The organism is Pseudomonas sp. CFSAN084952 (assembly GCF_009648855.1).
In the GTDB taxonomy this organism is placed as follows: domain Bacteria; phylum Pseudomonadota; class Gammaproteobacteria; order Pseudomonadales; family Pseudomonadaceae; genus Aquipseudomonas; species Aquipseudomonas paracarnis.
Map to the genome: position 1 here is coordinate 5,291,581 of NZ_CP045767.1, position 21,705 is coordinate 5,313,285.

Below are 21,705 nucleotides of genomic sequence, written 5' to 3' on the forward strand. Positions count from 1 at the left end.
GCTTGTTATTGGGCTGGGCTGGATGGGGAAGCCACGACGTCGGCGCGCACGGCATGCACGTCGAGGCTGATCTGGTATTCGCTGTATTGGCGCGGCGGCACGTTGATGACCGTGCGCCATTGCGCACGGTCCAACTCGCGGTAGCCCACCAGCAAGCCGATCTGGCGCGTGGACGGGTCGAGATCGCGCTGCAGGCTCAGTTGTTGGCCGGGCTGCACCATCACTTCGTCCTGGTCCAGCAGGTCGAGGCCGAGGGTCGATTGCGCACGGTCCGCCAGGGCGAAGTAATCGGAGCGTGAAAAGGTCGCGGCGTTTTTCAATTCGAAAATGCGCACCCGCACTGGCGCGGCCTGGCCGTTGGCACCGGGGTTAAGCCCGGCAATCGCATGAAAATGCAGCTCAACGGCGGCCGTGTCAGCTTCGGCCGCGGCAGCCGCCTGGGGTTTGGCAGTGTCGTTGGCACACGCCGTCAGCAGCAGCGCGGTGGCGGCTGCGAGTAAAAACCTGGGAATCATCCTGCGTCCTCAATGACGTATTTAGCTATCCGTTTTATCCATTGGTGCGAGGCGTTTTCAGCGTCGCTGTCGTGCACTGTGTTCTTCGTAGGCCCGGCTGAATTCGCGACCGAACAGGTCCTGGAAATCGTCCTGGGCCTCGCGGGAAATGTTGCTGTAGAGCTCGGTGAACTGCTGCCAGTACTGGGCCTGGCGCGAACCGTTGAACAGACTCGAGAGGCCGCCGGGTTTGCCCATGCGCTCCTCCAATTGCGCCGGTTCAAAGCGCGTGAGCAGGTGTTTGATCGCCGCTTCCACGCCAGCCATCACGGCCAACTGGTGGGCGCGCAGGTCGTCGAAACTGTCACGTACGGCGAGGTCCGGCGCCATAAACGCCTGGTTGCCATGACGCAGCAACAGCAGTAACGCTTCATCGGCATTCGGGGCGAATTTCAACGGGTTGTTTTCGGCGGGGCGGATCATCGTCTGCTGCATGCGAAACTCGCCCTTGAGGCTGGCACGGGCGCGCAGTACGTCGATCAGGCCCTCGACCATCAGCCGGTAGCTGCGGCCGATGCTTTCCATCTGCGCGCAAGCGTCGGCTTTGTCCAGGCGCAACTGGTCCAGGCCCGCACCGCGCAGAAAGGCTTGCAGGAGGTCCGGTTGTGGCTCGGCATTGGCCACGGGGAGCGCAACAGGCTCGACCACAGGTGGCGGCGGGATGATCGAGTCTGGGGCGGGCGCAGCATTGACCACGGGCGCGGGCGCGTCGCCGAACAGGTCCCAGTCTTCGGGAATCACCGAGCCTTGCACCAATGGCTTTTCGGGCGCCGGTACGGCCACTGGGGCCGGGGGGCGAAAATCGTGTTGCTCGGACGGCACATGGTCCGCCACGGTGGGCGGCGGCACGGCGGTGGGGCTGAGGAAGTCGAACAGGTCTGGCAAAGTTTCCATGGCCGAGGCGCCCTGGAACTGCGGCGCGATCATCGGCGTGGGCGCAGGTTGGCTCGCCACGGCGCCCATCAGCGCTTCAAAGCTATTGGGTGAGTCGCCGGCAAATGGCTGGCTGTCGATGGCCTGCACGTTGAAGTCGATACGCGCCTGGATTTCGTAATCGCCGATGCGGATCAACTCGCCATCTTGCAACGGCTCGCTGTTACCCCGACGCATACGAATACCCGCCTTGACCAACTCCACACCATTGGTGCTGTTATCGGTCAAATAATAACGGCCATCTTTGTATTGAATAACGCAATGTTGCGAAGAGACGAGACGCTCAGGGTCGGGCAATACCCAGTCATTGTCAGAACTGCGGCCAATAGCCATCACGCCCTGATCCATGGACTTTTCGGGGCATTGCCCAGGTGTGATCTTGTGATAACTAGTGATAGTCAAACACAGCGACATCTTGCCTCCTTGCTGATACATCGCGCGCAGTCTACCCAGGAGGCAGCACCGCCCTGGAGAGTCCCGTCCTGTCGTACAAACGACCGCCAAAATCTGCTTTTACCAGCATGATCGCTGATCTTAACTGGCTTCCATGACAAAAAACCGCTCTGGGCGCGCCTTTCGACTCGCCAGTCGCGCAGGTTGTTAAACACCGCACATCTGTCACAGAGGGCGAATAGCTTACCTTGACAAGCCATAAGTACTACACCAAAAATGCACAACTTCTTGAACATCAGTGATGGCGCAGTAGTGGCACGCTGAGTATATGACCAGGAAAACATGCAAAGTTCATTACGCAACTAATGCATGCGTTGCCCGCCACCCAGCGGGCCGATAAGGAGATCGAATTCAGTGGATGTGCCGTTGCTGCTCACCGCCGTTTCCGCGACGTCGCCCTGTGGCGAGGACATGGAATATGACGCGCAATTTCTGCAATTGGAACGTGATGCCAAGGGCCAACCCGAACGCAGCATGGGCGACTCGATCCTGCCCGCTGAGCCGCCCGAGTGGCGCAGCATCCAGCAGCAAAGCCTCGACCTGTTGCAGCGCAGCAAAGACCTGCGCATCACCCACTTTCTGCTGCAAAGCACCCTCGCCCTCCAGGGTGTGGCCGGGCTGGCCGAAGTCCTCACGCTGATCGACGCCTTGCTGCGCCAATACTGGGCCGATCTGCACCCGCGCCTGGATGCCGACGATGACAACGACCCCACCGTGCGCATCAACGCCCTTACCGGCCTGACCTGCGAGACCAATATTCGTCTGCTGCGCGAAAGCATCCTGACGCGCTCGCGCACCTTCGGGCCCGTGACCCTGCGCGCAGCGCTCAACGCCAGCGGCCTGCAGAGTTTTGCCGATGAGCAGTTGGGCAACCAGCAACTCAACGCCGCGTTCCTGGACAGCGACCCCGAACAACTGCAAGCCACCCGTGACGCCTTGAGCGCGGCGCGTGCGGCGTGCGAGGCCATTGAGCAACAGGTCAATGACCAAGTCGGTTCCGCCCAGGGCGTGGACCTCAGCGCCTTGAAGCAGCCGCTCAAACAGGCCCTGCAACTACTCAACCAAGCGGTGCCAGGCACCGACAGCAGCAGCGATCCCGAGGCCGTCAGTGAAGACAATGCCCCCTCGGTCGATAACGCCGCCGCGCCCGCAGCTCCTCGCCCTTCTGGCGACATCGCCACCCGCGACGATGTGCTGCGCAGCCTCGACAAGATCCTTGCGTACTACACCCGCCACGAGCCTTCGAGCCCGCTGCCGGTGCTGTTGAACCGAGCCAAGAATCTGGTACATGCCGACTTTGCGGCCATCGTGCGCAATCTGATTCCCGATGGCATGTCCCAATTTGAAAACCTGCGCGGCCCCGAAAGCGAGTAAGCCGCCGGACCGTGCAGTAACAACACCGTCGCTCAAGCGACCAGGAGCAGCAACGTGGCGAAGCAAAGTTCTCAGAAATTCATCGCGCGCAACCGTGCGCCTCGAGTGCAGATCGAGTACGACGTCGAGCTTTACGGCGCCGAGAAAAAGGTCCAGCTGCCCTTCGTGATGGGCGTGATGGCCGACCTCGCCGGCAAGCCTGCCGAGCCGCTGGCCCCCGTGGCCGACCGCAAGTTCCTTGAGGTGGACGTCGACAACTTCGACTCACGCCTCAAGGCCATGCAGCCACGCGTCGCGTTCCACGTACCCAATGAGCTGACAGGCGAAGGCAACCTGAGCCTGGACATCACCTTCGAAAGCATGGACGACTTCAGCCCGGCCGCCGTGGCCCGCAAGGTCGACTCCCTGAATCAGCTGCTCGAAGCCCGCACCCAATTGGCCAACCTGCTGACCTACATGGACGGCAAGACTGGCGCTGAAGAAATCATCATGAAGGCGATCAAGGACCCGGCATTGCTTCAGGCACTTGCCAGCGCGCCCAAGCCTGCAGGGGAGCAGTAATCATGACGGACAATACCGCCCGCGAAGGCAGCCAGATCCTGGGTACCACCGAAGAAGCCAGCGAGTTCGCGAACCTGCTGCTGCAAGAATTCAAACCCAAGACCGAGCGTGCCCGCGAAGCCGTTGAAACCGCGGTGCGCACCCTGGCTGAACAGGCCCTGGCGCAAACCGACCTGGTGTCCAACGACGCGATCAAGTCGATCGAATCGATCATCGCCGCCATCGACGCCAAGCTCACCGCCCAGGTCAACCAGATCATCCACCACCAGGATTTCCAACAACTGGAAAGCGCCTGGCGTGGCCTGCATTACCTGGTCAATAACACCGAGAGCGATGAGCAACTGAAGATTCGCGTGCTCAACATCTCCAAGCCAGACCTGCACAAGACCCTGAAGAAATTCAAGGGCACCGCGTGGGACCAGAGCCCGATCTTCAAGAAGATGTACGAAGAAGAATACGGCCAGTTCGGTGGCGAACCTTACGGCTGCCTGGTGGGTGACTACTACTTCGACCAGTCGCCGCCCGACGTGGAACTGCTGGGCGAGCTGTCAAAAGTCTGCGCCGCCATGCACTCGCCTTTCATCGCTGCGGCCTCGCCGACCGTGATGGGCATGGGTTCGTGGCAGGAACTGTCGAACCCACGCGACCTGACCAAGATCTTCACCACCCCGGAATACGCCGGCTGGCGCTCGCTGCGTGAATCGGAAGATTCGCGCTACATCGGCCTGACCATGCCGCGCTTCCTGGCACGCCTGCCGTACGGCGCCAAGACCGACCCGGTAGAAGCCTTCGCCTTCGAAGAAAACACCGACGGCGCCGACAGCTCCAAGTACACCTGGGCGAACGCCGCCTACGCCATGGCAGTGAACATCAACCGTTCGTTCAAGCACTACGGCTGGTGCTCGCGCATCCGCGGCATCGAGTCTGGTGGTGAAGTGGAAAACCTGCCGGCCCACACGTTCCCTACCGATGACGGTGGCGTGGACATGAAGTGCCCGACCGAAATCGCCATCAGTGACCGCCGTGAAGCGGAACTGGCGAAGAACGGTTTCATGCCGCTGCTGCACAAGAAAAATACCGACTTCGCCGCGTTCATTGGCGCCCAGTCGCTGCAAAAGCCTGCCGAATACGACGACCCGGACGCCACCGCCAACGCCAACCTGGCCGCACGCCTGCCGTACCTGTTCGCCACCTGCCGTTTCGCCCACTACTTGAAATGCATCGTGCGCGACAAGGTCGGCTCCTTCAAAGAGAAGGACGAAATGCAGCGCTGGTTGCAGGACTGGATCCTCAACTACGTCGACGGCGACCCGGCGCACTCCACCGAAACCACCAAGGCCCAGCACCCGTTGGCGGCGGCCGAAGTGATCGTGGAAGAAGTCGAAGGCAACCCGGGGTATTACAACTCCAAGTTCTACCTGCGCCCGCACTATCAGCTTGAAGGGCTGACGGTGTCGTTGCGCCTGGTATCGAAACTGCCTTCGGCAAAAAGCGCATAAGTAACGATTGAGCTAGCTCGTTCCCACGCTCCGCGTGGGAATGCCGCCCGGGACGCTCTGCGTCCCGGTGACGCGTAGCGTCACAGGATGCGTTACCACGCAGAGCGTGGGAACGATCACCCAATCAAGTGGCATGGGCCACACAGGGAGAAAACATGGCTGTTGATATTTTCATCAAGATCGGCGACATCAAGGGCGAGTCCATGGACAAGGCCCACAAGGACGAAATCGATGTGTTGAACTGGAGCTGGGGCATGTCCCAGTCCGGCAACATGCACGTCGGCGGTGGCGGTGGCGCGGGCAAGGTGAATATCCAGGACCTGTCGCTGACCAAGTACGTCGACAAGGCTTCGCCCAACCTGATGATGCACTGCGCCAGCGGCAAGCACATCGACAAGGTCAAGCTGACCGTGCGCAAGGCCGGTGGCGAGAGCCAGGTCGAGTACATGGTGATCAACCTGGAAGAAGTGCTGGTCACCTCCTTGAGCACCGGCGGTTCGGGCAGCGATGATCGCCTGACCGAAAACGTCACCCTGAACTTCGCCCAAGTGATGGTCGACTACCAGCCGCAGAAAGCCGACGGCACCAAAGACGGCGGCGCCATCAAGTTTGGCTGGAACATTCGCTCCAACACCAAACGCTGATAGCCCTTGTGGCCGTGGCCCGGTGCCACGGCCATTGTGTCCCTCTCGCAACCCGTCCGTGGAGCTGCTTTGGTGGTAACTGAAATCGCTTCCCGCGACCGTCTGCAACCGTCCCTGCTGGACCGGTTGACCGACGACGACCCGACCAACCCCAAGGAAAGCGCCGACAAACGCGTGCTGTCCCTGACCCAATTGAAGGCCTCGGTGCTGCGTGACCTGGCGTGGTTGCTTAACACCACCTCGTTACTCGATACCGATGCCACGCTGCACACCCCGGCCGGCACTTCGGTGGTCAATTACGGCCTGCCAGCACTGGCGGGCAACAGCGCGTCGAGCGTCGATATCAAAGCCCTGGAAGCCTTGATTTACCAGGCCATCGCCACTTTCGAGCCGCGTATTTTGCGCCACACATTGCGGGTCAAGGCGCGCATGGGCCATGGCGAGATGAATCACAACGCCCTGAGTTTCGAGATTGAAGGCGACCTGTGGGCACAGCCGGTGCCGTTACGTTTGCTGTTGCAGACCGACGTGGACCTGGAGTCCGGCCATGTGCGCGTGCTCAATGCCGACCAGCGGAGACGCCCATGAACCCGCGCCTGCTGGAGCTGTACAACCAGGAATTGCACCACGTGCGCGAAAGCGCCGCCGAGTTCGCCAAGGAATACCCGAAGATCGCCAGTCGGCTGACCCTGTCCGGCATGGACTGCGCCGACCCGTACGTCGAACGTTTGCTTGAAGGCTTCGCCTATCTCACGGCCCGCGTGCAGCTCAAGCTCGACGCCGAGTACCCGACCTTCACCCACAACTTGCTGGAAATCGCCTACCCGCACTACTTGGCACCGACGCCGTCGATGACCGTAGTGCAATTGCAGACCGACCCCGATGAAGGCTCCCTGGCCGGCGGTTTCCCGCTGCCCCGGGACACGGTGCTGCGTGCCGCCCTGGGCCGTGAAACCCAGACCTGCTGCGAGTACCGCACCGCGCACCCGGTGACGCTGTGGCCGTTGCAGATCAGCAACGCCGAATATTTCGGCAACCCCGCCGCCGTGCTCGGACGCCTGGCCGCCAGCGAACCGAAAGCCAAGGCCGGCCTGCGCCTGACCCTGCGCACCGGTGCCGAGCTGCCGTTCAACAGCCTCGACCTGGATACCTTGCCGCTGTACCTGAGCGGCGCTGATGAACAACCGTTTCGCCTCTACGAACAACTGCTGGGCAATGCCTGCGCGGTGTTTGCGCGCCAGCCCGGTGGCGATTGGGTCGAGCGCCTGCCCCAGGGCGCGTTGCGCTCGCGGGGGTTCGATGATGCCGATGCGGCCATGCCGGTGGTGGCGCGGGCGTTCCAGGGCTATCGCCTGTTGCAGGAGTACTTCGCCCTGCCCCATCGCTTCCTGTTCGTTGAGTTCGCCGAGTTGAGACGCGCGGTCAAGCGGTGTGACGGCCAGGAGCTGGAACTGATCGTGTTGTTCGACCGCCACGAACCGAGCCTGGAAGGCAGTGTCGGCGCGGCGCAGTTCTTGCCGTTCTGCACGCCCGCCATCAACCTGTTCCCCAAGCGCGTGGACCGCATCCACTTGTCCGACCGGGTCAATGAACACCATGTGATCGCCGACCGTACGCGGCCGATGGATTTCGAGATTCACTCCTTGAGCGGCATTACCGGCCATGGCACCGGACCGGAGCAGCCGTTCTTGCCGTTCTACGCAGTGCGCGATCCGTCGCGCTATGGCCGCGACCAGGCGTATTACAGCGTGCGCCGCGAGCCACGGGTGCTGTCCAGCGACCAACGCCGCAATGGCCCACGCTCCACTTATGTGGGCAGTGAAACCTTCGTCAGCCTGGTGGACAGCCGCCAGGCGCCGTATCGCCATGACCTGCGCCAACTGGGCGTGACGGCGCTGTGCACCAACCGGGACCTGCCGCTGTTCATGAGCGTGGGCAACGGCAAGACCGACTTCACCCTGGCCGACAGCGCGCCGGTACTGGCCGTGCGATGCGTCGCCGGGCCAAGCCGCCCACGTGCCAGCCACGCACATGACGCCAAGGCCTGGCGCCTGATCAGCCAGTTGTCGCTCAACTACCTCTCCTTGAGCGAACAGGGCCAGGGCGCCGGCGCCTTGCGCGAACTGCTGCGCCTGTACGGCGACAGCAATGACGCCGCCCTGCAATTGCAGATCGAAGGCCTGCGCGAAGTCAGCAGCAAGGCGGTGACCCGACGCCTGCCGATGCCTGGCCCGATTGTGTTTGGCCGCGGCCTGGAAATCACCTTGGAGTTCGACGAAAACGCGTTTCGCGGCACCGGCGTGTTCCTGCTCGGTGCAGTGCTGGAGCGCTTCCTGGCACGCTACGTGTCGATCAACAGCTTTACCGAGACGGTGATCCGTACCACCGAACGCGGCGAGATCATGCGATGGAAAGCCAAGCCCGGACGGCGTCCGACCCTGTGAGAACCCTGGACGCGATGCACCAGGAGCCCTGGGAATATGACTTCTTCCAGGCATTGCGGCGCATCGAGTGCGAAACGCCCGAGCTGCCACGCCTGGGCCATTCCCTGCGCCTGGCCGATGATCCGCTGCGCCTGGGGCAGCAGGCCGATTGCACCTTCGCACCCGCCACCCTCGCCTCGGTCGACCCCGGTGGCGACGGCAAGCCGGCGCGGTTGGAGCAGTTCTTTTTCGGCCTCGGCGGCCCCAACGGGCCGCTGCCGCTGCACATCACCGAGTACGTACGCGAGCGCCAACGCAATAACGCCGACAGCACCAGCAAGCAGTTCCTGGATGTATTCCACCATCGCCTGCTGACCCTGTTCTATCGGGCCTGGGCCGAGGCGCGGCCAACGGTCAGCCATGACCGCCCGGACGATGACTACTGGTCCGCCCGCCTCGCCGCCCTGAGTGGCCGCGGGATGCCGAGCCTGCTCAATCAAGGGCTGATCCCCGATACCGCGAAGCTGCATTACAGCGGCCATCTGTCGGCGCAAACCCGTTACCCGGATGGCTTGAAAGCGATCCTCAGCGAGTACTTCGGCCTGCCGGTAGAGATCGAGGAATACGTCGGCCAATGGCTGGAACTGCCCGAACGCAGCCGCGTGGGGGTCAGCGCCAACCAGTTGGGCGTGGACTTCTGCCTGGGCAGCCACGTATGGGACCGCCAGCACAAATTCCGCATCCGCCTGGGCCCGCTCACGCTGGATAACTACATGGGCATGCTGCCCGGCCAACAGCCGTTCAACGAGCTGGTGGCGTGGGTGGCCGAGTACCTGGGCCATGAATTGGACTGGGACTTGAACCTGGTTTTGCAACAACCCGAAGTACCGGCGCTGCAACTCAACGGCCAGTTCCGCCTGGGCTTCAACACCTGGCTCGGCCAACCTGCGCATGACGCCAACGACCTAATCCTGGCCCGGCATTACGCCGACCACGCCACCACCTCAAGGAATCCAGAGCATGGGTGAAATCAGTCGCGCCGCACTGTTCGGCAAACTCAACAGCGTGGCCTACAAAGCCATCGAAGCCGCCACCGTGTTCTGCAAATTACGGGGCAATCCGTATGTGGAACTGGCCCACTGGTTTCACCAGTTGCTGCAACTGCAGGACTCGGACCTGCACCGCATCATCCGTCAGTTCAACGTGGAGCCGGCGCGCCTGGCCCGCGACCTCACCGAAGCCCTGGATCGCCTGCCGCGTGGCTCGACGTCGATCACCGACCTGTCCTCCCATGTGGAAGAAGCCGTGGAACGCGGCTGGGTGTATGGCAGCCTGATGTTCGGTGAAAGCCAGGTTCGCACCGGTTATCTGGTGCTGGGCATCTTGAAGACACCGAGCCTGCGCCATGCGCTGCTGGGCCTGTCCGGCGAGTTCGACAAGATCAAGGCCGAGGCCTTGAGCGAGCGCTTTGACGAATACGTCGGTGACTCGCCGGAAAATGCCTTGAGCGCCAGCGACGGTTTCAATGCCGGTGTGCCAGGCGAGGCCAGCGGTGCCATGGCGCCCAGCGCGATGGGCAAGCAGGAAGCGCTCAAGCGTTTCACTGTGGACCTGACCGAACAGGCCCGCAGCGGCAAGCTCGACCCCATCGTGGGCCGTGACGAGGAGATTCGCCAACTGGTGGACATCCTCATGCGTCGGCGCCAGAACAACCCGATCCTCACCGGTGAAGCCGGGGTGGGCAAGACCGCCGTGGTCGAAGGTTTCGCCCTGCGCATCGTCGCCGGTGACGTGCCGCCCGCCTTGAAAGACGTGGAGCTGCGCAGCCTCGACGTGGGCTTGCTGCAAGCCGGCGCCAGCATGAAAGGCGAGTTCGAACAGCGCCTGCGCCAGGTCATCGAAGACGTGCAGGCCTCGCCCAAGCCGATCATCCTGTTTATCGACGAAGCCCATACCCTGGTGGGTGCCGGTGGCGCTGCCGGCACCGGTGACGCAGCCAACCTGCTCAAGCCTGCCCTGGCCCGTGGCACCTTGCGTACCGTGGCTGCCACCACCTGGGCCGAGTACAAAAAGCACATCGAGAAAGACCCGGCCCTGACCCGCCGCTTCCAAGTGGTGCAGGTTGCCGAACCGTCGGAAGACAAGGCCCTGCTGATGATGCGCGGCGTGGCTTCCACCATGGAAAAACACCATCAGGTGCAGATCCTCGACGAAGCTCTGGAAGCCTCAGTGAAGCTCTCCCACCGCTACATTCCGGCGCGCCAGTTGCCGGACAAATCCGTGAGCCTGCTCGACACCGCCTGCGCCCGCGTCGCCATCAGCCTGCACGCGGTACCCGCGGAAGTGGACGACAGCCGTCGCCGTATCGAGGCCCTGGAAACCGAGCTGCAAATCATCGCCCGCGAACAGGCCATCGGCATTGCCATTGGTACGCGCCAAAGCAACAGCGAAGCCTTGTTGAGCAGCGAGCGCGAGCGCCTGGCGACCCTGGAAAACCGTTGGGCCGAAGAGAAAGCCCTGGTGGATGAGCTGCTCGCCACCCGTGCCACCTTGCGCGAAAAGGCCGGTGTAGTAGACAGCGGCAGCGATGAGTTGCGCCTGCAACTGATCGACCTGCAACAGCGCCTCACCGCCCTGCAAGGCGAAACCCCGTTGATCCTGCCGACCGTGGATTATCAGGCCGTGGCCTCGGTGGTCGCCGACTGGACCGGCATCCCGGTGGGCCGCATGGCGCGCAATGAGCTGGAGACTGTGCTCAACCTCGACCAACACTTGAAGAAACGCATCATCGGCCAGGACCATGCCCTGCAGATGATCGCCAAGCGCATCCAGACCTCCCGCGCCGGCCTCGACAACCCGAGCAAGCCGATTGGCGTGTTCATGCTGGCCGGCACCTCGGGTGTGGGCAAGACCGAAACCGCCCTGGCCCTGGCCGAAGCCATGTATGGCGGTGAGCAGAACGTCATCACCATCAACATGAGCGAGTTCCAGGAAGCCCACACCGTGTCCACCCTCAAGGGCGCGCCACCGGGCTATATCGGCTACGGCGAAGGCGGTGTGCTGACCGAAGCGGTACGGCGCAAACCCTACAGCGTGGTGCTGCTCGATGAGGTGGAGAAAGCTCACCCGGACGTGCATGAGATCTTCTTCCAGGTGTTCGACAAGGGCGTGATGGAGGACGGCGAGGGCCGGGTGATCGACTTCAAGAACACCTTGATCCTGCTGACCACCAATGCCGGGACAGAGCTGATATCCCAGGTGTGCAAAGACCCGGCGAACATCCCCGAGCCCGAGGAAATCGCCAAGGCCCTGCGCCAGCCACTGCTGGAGATTTTCCCGCCGGCCTTGCTCGGCCGCCTGGTGACCATCCCGTACTACCCGCTGAGCGATGAGATGCTCAAAGCGATCACGCGCCTGCAACTGAACCGCATCAAGAAGCGTGTGGAGAACACCCACAAAGTCGCGTTCGAGTATGACGACGCAGTGGTCGACCTGATCGTCTCGCGCTGCACCGAGACCGAAAGCGGCGGGCGCATGATCGACACCATCCTGACCAACAGCCTGCTGCCGGACATGAGCCGCGAGTTCCTCACGCGCATGTTGGAAGGCAAGGCACTGGCGGGGGTGCGGATCAGTAGTCGGGATAATGAACTGCACTACGACTTCAGCGACACCGAATAACTATTGTTGGAATACGGTCAGTGTGGGAGCTGGCTTGCCTGCGATAGCGGTCTGACATTCAGCATTGATGTTGACTGATCCACCGCTATCGCAGGCAAGCCAGCTCCCACAGTTGATCCGGTTCCGTCAGTGATGACGGTATTTACGGGACTACCGATGCTATTCAACCAAGCCTCACGCCTGGCCAAGATCAACAGCCCCCTCGGGCCGGATGTGCTGCTGCTCAACGAAATGGGCGGCGGTGAAGAGTTGGGCCGGCTGTTCAACTATGAGCTGCAACTGACGTCCCTGGACGCCAACATCGACCTGAACCAATTGCTGGGTAAACCGATGAGCGTCGGCCTGCAACTGGCGGACGGCGGCGAGCGGCATTTCCACGGGATCGTTGCCCGGTGCAGCCAGAACATCGACAAAGGCCAGTTCGCCAGTTACCAAGTCACCCTGCGCCCTTGGCTGTGGTTGCTCAGCCGGACCTCCGACTGCCGGATTTTCCAGAACCTGAGCATCCCGCAGATCATCAAGCAGGTGTTCCGTGACCTGGGTTTTTCCGACTTTGAAGACGCCCTCAGCCGGCCGTATCGCGAGTGGGAGTACTGCGTGCAGTACCGCGAGACCAGCTTCGATTTCGTCAGCCGACTGATGGAACAGGAAGGCATCTACTACTTCTTCCGCCATGAACAGGACCGCCATGTGCTGGTGCTGGCCGACGCCTATGGCGCCCACACCAGCGTGCCCGGCTACGCGTCGATCCCCTACTACCCCAAGGACGAGCAGCAGCGCGAGCGCGACCATATGCACAATTGGCACCTGGCGCAGGAGGTGCAGCCGGGCTCGCTGGAGCTCAACGACTACGACTTCCAGCGCCCCAGCGCGAGCATCGACGTGCGCTCGGCCATGCCGCGCCCGCACACCGCCGGCGACTACCCGCTGTACGACTACCCCGGTACCTACGTGCAAAGCGCCGACGGCGAACACTATGCGCGCACCCGCATCGAGGCCCTGCAAACCCTGCATGAACAGATTGAGTTCAGCGGCAATGCGCGCGGGCTGGGCTCGGGCCATCTGTTCAGCCTCACCGGTTTCAGTCGCCAGGACCAGAACCGCGAGTACCTGATCGTCGGTTGCCGCTACTTCATCGTGCAAGAAAGCCTGGAAAGCGGTGGCGGTTCAGGCTCGGCGCAGTTTGAAAGCAGCCTGACCTGCATCGACGCCCAACAGAGTTTCCGCCCGCTGGCCAATACTCACCGCCCCATCGTCAAAGGCCCGCAGACCGCCTTGGTGGTAGGCCCCAAGGGCGAGGAGATCTGGACCGACCAGTACGGCCGCGTGAAGGTGCATTTCTACTGGGACCGCCACGACCAATCCAACGAGAACAGCTCGTGCTGGATTCGTGTGTCGCAATCCTGGGCCGGCAAGAACTGGGGCTCGATGCAGATTCCGCGCATCGGCCAAGAGGTGATCGTCAGCTTCCTCGAAGGCGACCCCGACCGACCGATCATCACCGGGCGGGTCTACAACGCTGAGCAGACGGTGCCCTACGACTTGCCGGAGAACGCCACCCAGAGCGGCATGAAAAGTCGCTCCAGCAAAGGCGGCACGCCGGCCAACTTCAATGAAATCCGCATGGAGGACAAGAAGGGCTTGGAGCAGTTGTATATCCATGCCGAGCGTAACCAGGACATCGTGGTGGAGGTGGATGAAAGCCACTCGGTGGGGCATGACCGCAACAAGAGTATTGGGCATAACGAGACGGTGACCATTGGCAGTAACCGCCTGCGGGTTGTGCGCAATAACGACACGGTGATCGTGGGCGGTGCCAAGTCCGACAGCGCCGCCACGAGTTACACCATCGAGGCCGGCGAGAGTCTTCGCCTGGTGTGCGGCGACAGCGTGATTGAGCTCAAGGCTGGCGGCGACATCAACCTGACCTGTGGCTCGTTCAACCTGTTTTCCACCGGCAGCAGCAAGATCCAGACGAAGGGCAAGCTGGACATCAACCTGGGCAGCGACAAAGGCACTTCGCCGGGTGCCCAGGGCGTGCAAAGCACGATCAAGTCCGCCGTCGAGTCAAAATTCCCCGGTAAGCCCGGTGCTGGTCAATAACGAGATTTTGTCACCATGAACTACCTGATCAACGAAGCCCAATTCACCCTTCCCGACGCCGAGGTACAGGACACCTCCATCAATATCCTCAAGTTCGCCAAGCTGGGCACCACCCTGGTGGTGAGCCGCAGCCCGTTGGCGGACGGCGAAAGCCTGCAAAGCAATTTTGAAGGCCAGCTGAAAAAACTCGAGCAGCAGGTCAAAGATCTGCGCTATAGCCCTGCACAAGCGGTCAAGGTCGGCCCAGCGCAGGACATCGATGCGTTTGAAGTGCAGAACCACTTCAACAAAGGCAGCGACAACATTTACCAGTATCAGCTGGCGATGCAGATACCTGGCACCCGCAATCTGATTGCCCTGAGCTACGTCAAGACCCAGCCCCTGGGCCCTGCCGAAGCGGCACACTGGGCAACGCTGAAAAACACACTCCACTTCCTCGCCACGCCCTGAGTCGAGTCTGAGCAATGAGTGAGGATCTTTGGGCGGCCCGCGAAGGCGACGCACTGCTGCACACCTCGGTGATGGCCGATATTCTCGGCGGCGTGCTGGAAGTGGCCGCCTATGCGGCGCTCACCACCGTGGGCTGCCTGGCCGTTGCCGGGGCGGTGTTCCTCGCGACGGGTGCAACCATCGCCACCGGCGGTGTAGCCCTGGTGTTGGTGGTGGGCGCGGTCGTCGGTATTACCGCTGGCCTCACGGGGGCGGACTTGAAGATATCCAGTTGGTGCGAGTCCGCCGCCAACTGGGTGTTCCCGCCGGTGATCGATGCCTTCATCACCAGCGGTTCGCACAACGTGTTCATCAATGGCAAAAAGGCCGCCCGCGCCGCAGGCAAGATGACGGCTGTACCGGTCGCGCCCAGCGAGCCGGCAGCGCCGAGCTTCCTGGATATGGCCGGGGAGTTTTTCTCGCAGATGTGGCGCCCGACCGTCGCCTCGCCCGCCCCCGGCACCGAGCCGTGCCCGCTGGACACCGTGGCGTGCAACAAGCATCCGCCCATGCCCCTGCAGTTTATTGCCGAAGGTTCCAGCTCGGTGTTCATCAACGGGCAGCCTGCGGCACGCAGCGGTGATCGCAGTACCTGTGACGCCAAGATTGGGACGGCTGAGGGCCTGATTTCGCCGGATGTGCGCATTGGTGGTGAGACCATTGTGGTGCAGGAGATTCGTAGCGGGAAAACGCCGGGGGTGGGGCTGGCGATTACTGCCTTGATGATGCTACGCGGCAATGTGAAGTGCTTTTGGAGCAAACTGCCCTGCCTGTTCGGCAGTGTGGTGGTAGGGGCTGGAGTCTCCTATGGCACCAGCAAAATAACCTCTGCGCTCAAGAGCGCCATGAACGGCTCCCCCAACCCCGTGCACAGTGCGACCGGCGCTAAGATTCTAGGTGATGAGGATGAACTGGATTTCGTGCTTCCTGGGCTGTTTCCCATCGATTGGCAGCGTTTCTACAGCAGCCTCGACGCACGGACCGACGGTCTCTTTGGGGCGGGCTGGAGCGTTGCCTATGAGGTATCGGTCGAGATCGATAAAGACGAAAACTTGTTTTATATCGATGAACAGGGAAGGCGCTTGGAGATCGGTTACATCCCTGCGTCCGGCGGAGCATTCGACCCAGTCGAAGGTCTTGCGGTCAGGCGCAGTGGTGACGCAGCGGTCTTGATCGAGAGTACCGACGGCCTGTATCGGCTGTTCGAACTCGACCCGCAGAACCACTCTCGAATGCGTCTGCAACTGCTAGGTGATCGCAATGAAGGGCGGATCTTCCTTGATTACGATGCCCAAGGACGGCTGTGCCGCCTGCGCGACACCCATGACTTGATGCACGTCGACCTAAGCTACACCGCAGAGCATCCTGGGCGTGTAAGCCATATCGAACGCCGTTACCTGCGCCAAGACCATTTCGATGGGCGCTGCGACGTGCTCGTCAGCTATCGCTATGACAGCAACGGCGATCTTGCCGAAGTCTTGGACGCCCAGGGCACGACCCTTCGCAGCTTTGCCTACGACAGCGGCAGGCGCATGACCGTGCACCGATTGCCGAGTGGCATGCGCTGCTTCTACCAATGGGCTCAAGTACCTGGCCCAGACGGCTCGGAATGGCGCGTCAGTCGGCACTGGACAGATGCGGGTGATGAATACACCTTCGACTACGACTTGGATGCGGGCATTACGCGCGTCACCGACGGGTTGAGGCGCGTCAGCACTCGGCATTGGAATCCGCAGTTCCAGATCACTCGCTACATCGATAACCTCGGCCATACGTGGCAGTTTGAATGGAGCGAAGATCGCCAACTGCTCGGTGCGATTGACCCGCAAAACGGCCAGTGGCGTTTCAACTATGACGCGTGCGGCAACCTGAGCGCCGTCATCGATCCACTGTCCAGAACCAGCAGCACGCAGTGGCTGGCGCATTGGGCATTGCCCGAGGTGGAAACCGATACTGCGGGCCACAGCTGGCATTATCGCTACGACCAGCGTGGTAACTGCATCGAGGAAATCAACCCCCTGGGCAACCGTACGCGCTATGTCTATGACGGTTTCGGCCAGCCGGTACGCATCATCGATGCGACCGAAAAAACCAGAACATTGCATTGGAACGAATGGAGCCAACTGGTCGAAGAAGTGGACTGCTCGGGTTATCCCACTCGCTATCAGTACGACGCCTTCGGCAATTTGGTGGTGCAGACCAATGCCGAGGGTGAATCGGTGCGCTATCGGTACGGTCCTCAGGGGCTACTACTGGAATGCCAGCTTCCAGATGGCCGCGTCGAACTGTTCCAGCGCAGCGCAAATGGTTATCTGACTGCCCACGTTGACCCTGCCGGCAGCACCACACGCTATGACTATGACGTTCGTGGCTTGGTCAAACAACGCCGGGATGCGCATAACCGTTCGGTGATGTTCGATCATGATGCCTACGGACGACTCCGCAAGCTGACCAACGAGAATGGCGAGAGCTATCGCTTTGAGTGGGACGCAGCCGACCGCATGGTGCAGCAGCAGGATCTGGATCAAAGCCGACGCTGCTACACCTACGATTCACTGGACGATATTGTTGCCGTGGACTATCTACCGGGAACAGAGGGCGAGCCGGTAGCGCCGTTGTCGCACCAGTTTCAGCGCGATCCTGTTGGCCGCCTGGTCAGTAAAACCACCGCGGACGGCACCACGGTCTATGAACACGACCTGAACGACCAGTTGGTCGGTGTCACCTTCACCGCCCTTGATGGCCGCCAGCAGCTACTCGGTTTCAGCTATGACGCGCTGGGGCAACTGCTTGAGGAGCAAAGCTCGGCAGGGTCTGTGCAGCATCGTTACGACGAGCTGGGAAACCTGGTTCAAACCGGCTTGCCCGACGGTCGATGGTTGAACAGGCTGTACTACGGTAGCGGCCACCTGCATCAGTTGAACATCGATGGAAAAGTCATCAGCGACTTTGAGCGTGATCGCTTGCATCGCGAAGTACAGCGTACCCAGGGCCAACTCAAAACGAGTACCGCATACGACCGAAGTGGCAGGGTTCGCTCACGACAGCGTCGCAGCATTGACCAGCCTTGGCAGTTGCCTCCCCTGGTCGAGACGGACTATAGCTTCGACCCCAGTGACAACCTGATCGGGCGACGTCGTATAAACCACCAACATGATCATCAAGAACATCTGGGTTACGACAGCACCGACCGAATCCTTTTAAGCCACCAAGTTGGCCGGACCGAAACATACGCCTATGACGCTGCGGCCAATCTGCTGGACCGCCCAAATCAAGGTGGTCTCATACGACATAATCGCCTGCTCGTCTATCAAGACATACGGTATGCCTATGATGCTTTAGGAAGAATGATCGAAAAACGCAGCTCTGCTCGTGGCTTGCAGCGCTTTGCCTACGATGCGGAAAGCCGGCTGGTTGAAGTGCGAAATGAGAGCGGCCACGTGGTCAGGATGACCTATGACCCCCTAGGGCGGCGGATCGAAAAAACCGAACATGATTACAATGGCCGCCCGTTGGGCCAGACGAGCTTCACCTGGGATGGTTTACGTCTGTTGCAGGAGTTCAAACACAGCCAGACCAGTCTGTATCTATACGAAGGTGAAAGCTACGTGCCCCTGGCCAGGATTGACGGCATCGGCCCACTGCAAAAAACCCGCTACTACCACAATGATCTTAACGGACTGCCGGAGCGACTGACCGAGGCCGATGGGCAAATTACCTGGCGTGCGACTTATCAGGTGTGGGGCAATACCTTGGAAGAGGTGCGGGAGCCACATTACATTGAAGAGCAAAATCTACGATTCCAAGGGCAGTATCTGGATCGGGAGACGGGGCTGCATTTTAATACATTCCGGTTTTATGATCCCGACGTGGGGCGTTTTACAACGCCGGACCCTGTCGGGCTAGCAGGAGGTTTTAACCTTTATCAGTATTCTCCTAACCCCTCGGGATGGATCGATCCGTTGGGATGGGCACCGTGCGGCTCAACCACTGCTAAGCTTCAAGCGCATGCCAATGCAGCGAAGAAGGCTGTCTACAGTAACCCCCAAAGGTCATTGACCCCGAGGCAAAGAGCAGCGGTGAAACGAGCCTATGATAGAGGCGATCTCGGACAAGCACGTTCTCGCTATCGCAGGTATGTAGGGCAGAGAATTGATGCAAACTTCAAAACCAGAGTAAAAAATGATCCATCATTGGGACACCTGGAGGTATCGAAATCAGGGCAGCGTCTTCCCGATGTGTATGAAACTAAAACTAAAACCTGGTGGGACCTCACGACTAAGGCTGATTGGAAAAGAGGCACGCATCAGCGGCGTTATGGGGACTGGGGCAATGGTTATGAAGGAATATTATGGTGAATGACAAAATGCCATCATTCGTACTGTCAGGCATACAGCAAGACGGGCTTGTGTTACCTAAAAAAACGCGTTTTGAAAAAGAACGTGTTATCGATTGTAAATTAAAAGATGCGAAGCTCTCCGATCCGATTTTCGATCAGTGTATATTGGAAAGCTGCAGCTTTGAGAAAAGTGATTTTTCCGGTTCAAGATTTTTCAATAAGACCTTATTAGCCCATTGTCACTTCAAGACGGTTGACTTTCAGGCTTCAGGCTTCAGCAACAGCAAATTCGAGAACTGCACTTTCATAAAGTGCAACTTTCGAGAAGCGTCTTTGAAAGATTGCGAATTCAGCAACTGCATATTTACCCAGTGCAAGATCATTGACAACTCGTTCAATGCCAGCAAAATAAAAAACCTCAAGTTTTCGGGAAAATTACAAGAGGTAAGTTTCATATCCGAACCGCCCAACACCCCCCTTCTTGTTGATTTTGAATTGTGCAAACTGGATTGGGTAACGTTTACAGACTGTGATCTTGAGCAGATCATTCCTCCTGCAGATCCCCAGCACATTTTTTTCAAAGACGTGTCTGTTCGCGCCCGCAAAGCGCTCGCATTGATTATCTCTGAGCCAGAAAACCCGATCAATAAGTTATTGAAACGCCGTCTGCAAAAGCTCACAACGCAACGAGGCGCACTCTTCAATATCAAGAATCTTGAAGAGTACGAAGGGCCGGAATTCACCAAACAATTTATCGAGTTTCTTCAGGGCACTTAAAAACAGAGGGGCAATCCTGAATTAAAAGTTCTGATGATCGGAGCCAAAATTAATGACAGGACGCTAAAAATGGGCAGATCACTCAGATCAAAGTCGACACAAAAGTCAGATAAACCTGTCACCTTCATTGGTGCTCTTGCCCATAAAAAGAGACAACGTTATTTAAGCCAATAACGCTCGTCGCATTGCCTGCCCCACTTGTTAAATAAACACTATATCTCCCTTACACGCCTGGTGTTTTCTGCGATCTCTGATTCTGAACAATCTTCAATAAATTGATCATTTCATTTATGTGTTCCTGACGTTTTTCAATATTGTCCATACGAGATTCTTCAGTCGGCGCCACTGATGATTCGGCCGCTTCGTACGGTTCGTAAAGAAGTTTGAAACGTTTAGCGAGCTCCGGCATTTGCTCTTCGATTGCATCCATCGACGCCTCAAGGTTCTTCAGGCGCCCATCTGTGTCCTTAGGCGCTTGATCGCTCGGCTGCACCGCATTTGCTTCTGCTCCTAAGTTGAGAAAAATAAACAGGTTGGCCGTTGCCTCATTTTTTATTTCAGCACCGGTGAGGCGAGCCTCCATTTTTTGCTCTTTCGTCGCGGAAGGGTCTACGGTTCCAATCGTGCCATCTGCATTCTGTACTGGCGCTCCTGGCATCTGACTTTGCGCTGTAAATTTATTCTGGAAGTAGTTAGACGTGAATTGCTGGCCGACAGTGAAGGGGCTGCTGATTATGTTGTTTGCACTGGCCGTTATAAAAGCATTACGCACACTGGCCGCTACTGATGGAGGGGCCGGCGGCAAGTTCTGTGGCTGACTCACAATGTTTTGCGCGGTGCTCACTACACCACTCGGAGTGTTCGGCACAGCCGTTGGTTTTGTTGGAGTAGGTGTGATTGGCTTAGGCTTCACAGTTGGCTTAGGCGTTACCGTTGGCTTAGGCTTCACAGTTGGCTTAGGTGTGGACACGGCAGGGGAAGATCCACCATTAGTTCCGCCAGTTCTAGGTTTGCCTGGAGTGTGAGGTTTGCCTGGAGCGCCAGGTTTGAATTTAAGATCTTCGGGGGCAGGAAGGTCTAATTGATCGGGTCCCAAATTATTAGCAATCGCAGCACCCATTTGCCTTTTTTTAGCAGCGATCTCCTCCGGGGTCGCTGCTATGCATTTAAATACCTGCTCGTCCGCGCCACTCGAAACGCCCTCAACGTTAGCGGTGGCTGCTCCGGCAGCACCCGACGCCGACGGAGCCTTCGCTTCTACTTTTTTCTCGTGGGGTAATTGGACAGGTGGAACAAAAGGCAGATCAAGAACTTTCATATATACACCTCTAAATGAGTTTAGAGAGCGCTCCCTGCAGTCTCGCGCTATATGTGTCCTGTCGTTTGGATGTAGTTCCACACTGAGTCAATATAGAAACTCTATAACATCGATTCGATCAATGGCTACTGTACTCACTTATATCTACGCAAGAGGCAACGTCTGTTGTGGTGGCAAAAATGCTTCTCTCGCACAATAAAAATGGGCACCCGACCCAGTCGGCGTGCCCATTTTCTTTACCGCCCCGCCTCCCTTCGAGACGGTACCGCTTAACTTACGGGTTGACGCTGTCTTTGAGCGACTTGCCCGGCTTGAACGCTACCGTGTTGCTCGCCTTGATTTTCACTGGCTCACCGGTTTGCGGGTTTTTGCCGGTGCGGGCGCCGCGGTGGCGTTGCAGGAAAGTGCCGAAGCCGACCAGGGTGACGCTGTCCTTGCGGTGCAGGGCGCCGGTGATTTCTTCGAGGACGGCATTGAGGACGCGGTTGGCCTGTTCTTTGGTGAGATCGGCTTTTTCAGCGATGGCGGCTGCGAGATCTGGTTTACGCATATGTGAA

Annotated in this window: 16 protein-coding genes; 12 read left to right on the top strand and 4 right to left on the bottom strand. The window is 59.5% G+C overall.

Annotated features, from left to right (window positions below; genetic code table 11):
• Nucleotides 1–5: 5 nt before the first annotated feature.
• Together tssJ and tagH are read right to left on the bottom strand one after the other, a co-directional pair.
• Nucleotides 6–515 carry a type VI secretion system lipoprotein TssJ gene (gene tssJ / locus GH769_RS24210; RefSeq protein ID WP_032901888.1) on the bottom strand — a complete coding sequence of 170 codons (510 nt, stop codon included), beginning with the start codon at nt 513–515 and terminating at the stop codon, nt 6–8.
• Between the two features lie 57 nt (nt 516–572).
• Nucleotides 573–1,901, bottom strand: a complete 1,329-nt coding sequence (gene tagH / locus GH769_RS24215; RefSeq protein WP_032901887.1) for a type VI secretion system-associated FHA domain protein TagH — start codon at nt 1,899–1,901, stop codon at nt 573–575.
• Between the two features lie 393 nt (nt 1,902–2,294).
• Between tagH and tssA the strand changes: the two genes are divergently transcribed.
• The 12 genes from tssA to GH769_RS24275 all read left to right on the top strand — a co-directional run bounded on the left by tssA (nt 2,295) and on the right by GH769_RS24275 (nt 19,830).
• Nucleotides 2,295–3,314: a type VI secretion system protein TssA gene (gene tssA, locus GH769_RS24220; RefSeq protein ID WP_019818129.1), complete on the top strand. Its 1,020-nt coding sequence runs from the start codon at nt 2,295–2,297 to the stop codon at nt 3,312–3,314.
• 54 nt (nt 3,315–3,368) lie between these two features.
• The gene (gene tssB, locus GH769_RS24225; protein ID WP_003195557.1) at nt 3,369–3,875 is read left to right on the top strand and encodes a type VI secretion system contractile sheath small subunit; all 507 of its coding nucleotides are present in this window, start codon (nt 3,369–3,371) and stop codon (nt 3,873–3,875) included.
• A gap of 2 nt (nt 3,876–3,877) precedes the next feature.
• The gene (tssC, locus tag GH769_RS24230) at nt 3,878–5,374 is read left to right on the top strand and encodes a type VI secretion system contractile sheath large subunit (protein ID WP_003195559.1); all 1,497 of its coding nucleotides are present in this window, start codon (nt 3,878–3,880) and stop codon (nt 5,372–5,374) included.
• A gap of 155 nt (nt 5,375–5,529) precedes the next feature.
• Nucleotides 5,530–6,018: a type VI secretion system tube protein Hcp gene (locus GH769_RS24235; protein WP_003195562.1), complete on the top strand. Its 489-nt coding sequence runs from the start codon at nt 5,530–5,532 to the stop codon at nt 6,016–6,018.
• 72 nt (nt 6,019–6,090) lie between these two features.
• Nucleotides 6,091–6,606 carry a type VI secretion system baseplate subunit TssE gene (tssE, locus tag GH769_RS24240; RefSeq protein ID WP_003195563.1) on the top strand — a complete coding sequence of 172 codons (516 nt, stop codon included), beginning with the start codon at nt 6,091–6,093 and terminating at the stop codon, nt 6,604–6,606.
• Nucleotides 6,603–8,462, top strand: a complete 1,860-nt coding sequence (tssF, locus tag GH769_RS24245; protein WP_032901886.1) for a type VI secretion system baseplate subunit TssF — start codon at nt 6,603–6,605, stop codon at nt 8,460–8,462. Before tssE ends, tssF begins: the two co-directional genes overlap by 4 nt.
• Nucleotides 8,426–9,469 carry a type VI secretion system baseplate subunit TssG gene (gene tssG / locus GH769_RS24250; protein WP_032901885.1) on the top strand — a complete coding sequence of 348 codons (1,044 nt, stop codon included), beginning with the start codon at nt 8,426–8,428 and terminating at the stop codon, nt 9,467–9,469. Before tssF ends, tssG begins: the two co-directional genes overlap by 37 nt.
• Nucleotides 9,462–12,122 (top strand): type VI secretion system ATPase TssH, encoded by a 2,661-nt coding sequence (gene tssH, locus GH769_RS24255; RefSeq protein ID WP_032901883.1) that lies wholly within the window; start codon nt 9,462–9,464, stop codon nt 12,120–12,122. The genes tssG and tssH overlap by 8 nt, the downstream gene beginning before the upstream one ends.
• Nucleotides 12,123–12,278: 156 nt before the next feature.
• Nucleotides 12,279–14,225, top strand: coding sequence for a type VI secretion system Vgr family protein (locus GH769_RS24260; protein ID WP_032901881.1), 1,947 nt, complete (start codon nt 12,279–12,281; stop codon nt 14,223–14,225).
• A 15-nt stretch (nt 14,226–14,240) separates the two neighbouring features.
• Nucleotides 14,241–14,675, top strand: coding sequence for a DcrB-related protein (locus GH769_RS24265; RefSeq protein ID WP_014720504.1), 435 nt, complete (start codon nt 14,241–14,243; stop codon nt 14,673–14,675).
• A 14-nt stretch (nt 14,676–14,689) separates the two neighbouring features.
• Entirely contained in the window at nt 14,690–19,072 is a 4,383-nt protein-coding gene (locus GH769_RS24270) for an RHS repeat-associated core domain-containing protein (RefSeq protein WP_032901880.1), read from the top strand.
• The gene (locus GH769_RS24275; protein WP_169855613.1) at nt 19,069–19,830 is read left to right on the top strand and encodes a pentapeptide repeat-containing protein; all 762 of its coding nucleotides are present in this window, start codon (nt 19,069–19,071) and stop codon (nt 19,828–19,830) included. Before GH769_RS24270 ends, GH769_RS24275 begins: the two co-directional genes overlap by 4 nt.
• A gap of 223 nt (nt 19,831–20,053) precedes the next feature.
• On the opposite strand, the gene GH769_RS24280 is transcribed toward GH769_RS24275, so the two are convergent.
• Together GH769_RS24280 and GH769_RS24285 are read right to left on the bottom strand one after the other, a co-directional pair.
• Nucleotides 20,054–21,148: a type III secretion effector protein gene (locus GH769_RS24280; protein ID WP_081036796.1), complete on the bottom strand. Its 1,095-nt coding sequence runs from the start codon at nt 21,146–21,148 to the stop codon at nt 20,054–20,056.
• Nucleotides 21,149–21,422: 274 nt separating this feature from the next.
• Nucleotides 21,423–21,698, bottom strand: a complete 276-nt coding sequence (locus GH769_RS24285; protein WP_003195589.1) for an HU family DNA-binding protein — start codon at nt 21,696–21,698, stop codon at nt 21,423–21,425.
• Nucleotides 21,699–21,705: the final 7 nt, after the last annotated feature.

Coding starts and splice junctions, on each gene's coding strand:
- GH769_RS24270 (WP_032901880.1), top strand. CDS start 14,690: ATGAGTGAGGATCTTTGGGCGGCCCGCGAAGGCGACGCACTGCTGCAC.
- tssH (WP_032901883.1), top strand. CDS start 9,462: ATGGGTGAAATCAGTCGCGCCGCACTGTTCGGCAAACTCAACAGCGTG.
- GH769_RS24285 (WP_003195589.1), bottom strand. CDS start 21,698: ATGCGTAAACCAGATCTCGCAGCCGCCATCGCTGAAAAAGCCGATCTC.
- tssC (WP_003195559.1), top strand. CDS start 3,878: ATGACGGACAATACCGCCCGCGAAGGCAGCCAGATCCTGGGTACCACC.
- tagH (WP_032901887.1), bottom strand. CDS start 1,901: ATGTCGCTGTGTTTGACTATCACTAGTTATCACAAGATCACACCTGGG.
- tssG (WP_032901885.1), top strand. CDS start 8,426: ATGGAAAGCCAAGCCCGGACGGCGTCCGACCCTGTGAGAACCCTGGAC.
- GH769_RS24260 (WP_032901881.1), top strand. CDS start 12,279: ATGCTATTCAACCAAGCCTCACGCCTGGCCAAGATCAACAGCCCCCTC.
- GH769_RS24235 (WP_003195562.1), top strand. CDS start 5,530: ATGGCTGTTGATATTTTCATCAAGATCGGCGACATCAAGGGCGAGTCC.
- tssJ (WP_032901888.1), bottom strand. CDS start 515: ATGATTCCCAGGTTTTTACTCGCAGCCGCCACCGCGCTGCTGCTGACG.
- GH769_RS24265 (WP_014720504.1), top strand. CDS start 14,241: ATGAACTACCTGATCAACGAAGCCCAATTCACCCTTCCCGACGCCGAG.
- tssF (WP_032901886.1), top strand. CDS start 6,603: ATGAACCCGCGCCTGCTGGAGCTGTACAACCAGGAATTGCACCACGTG.
- GH769_RS24280 (WP_081036796.1), bottom strand. CDS start 21,148: ATGAAAGTTCTTGATCTGCCTTTTGTTCCACCTGTCCAATTACCCCAC.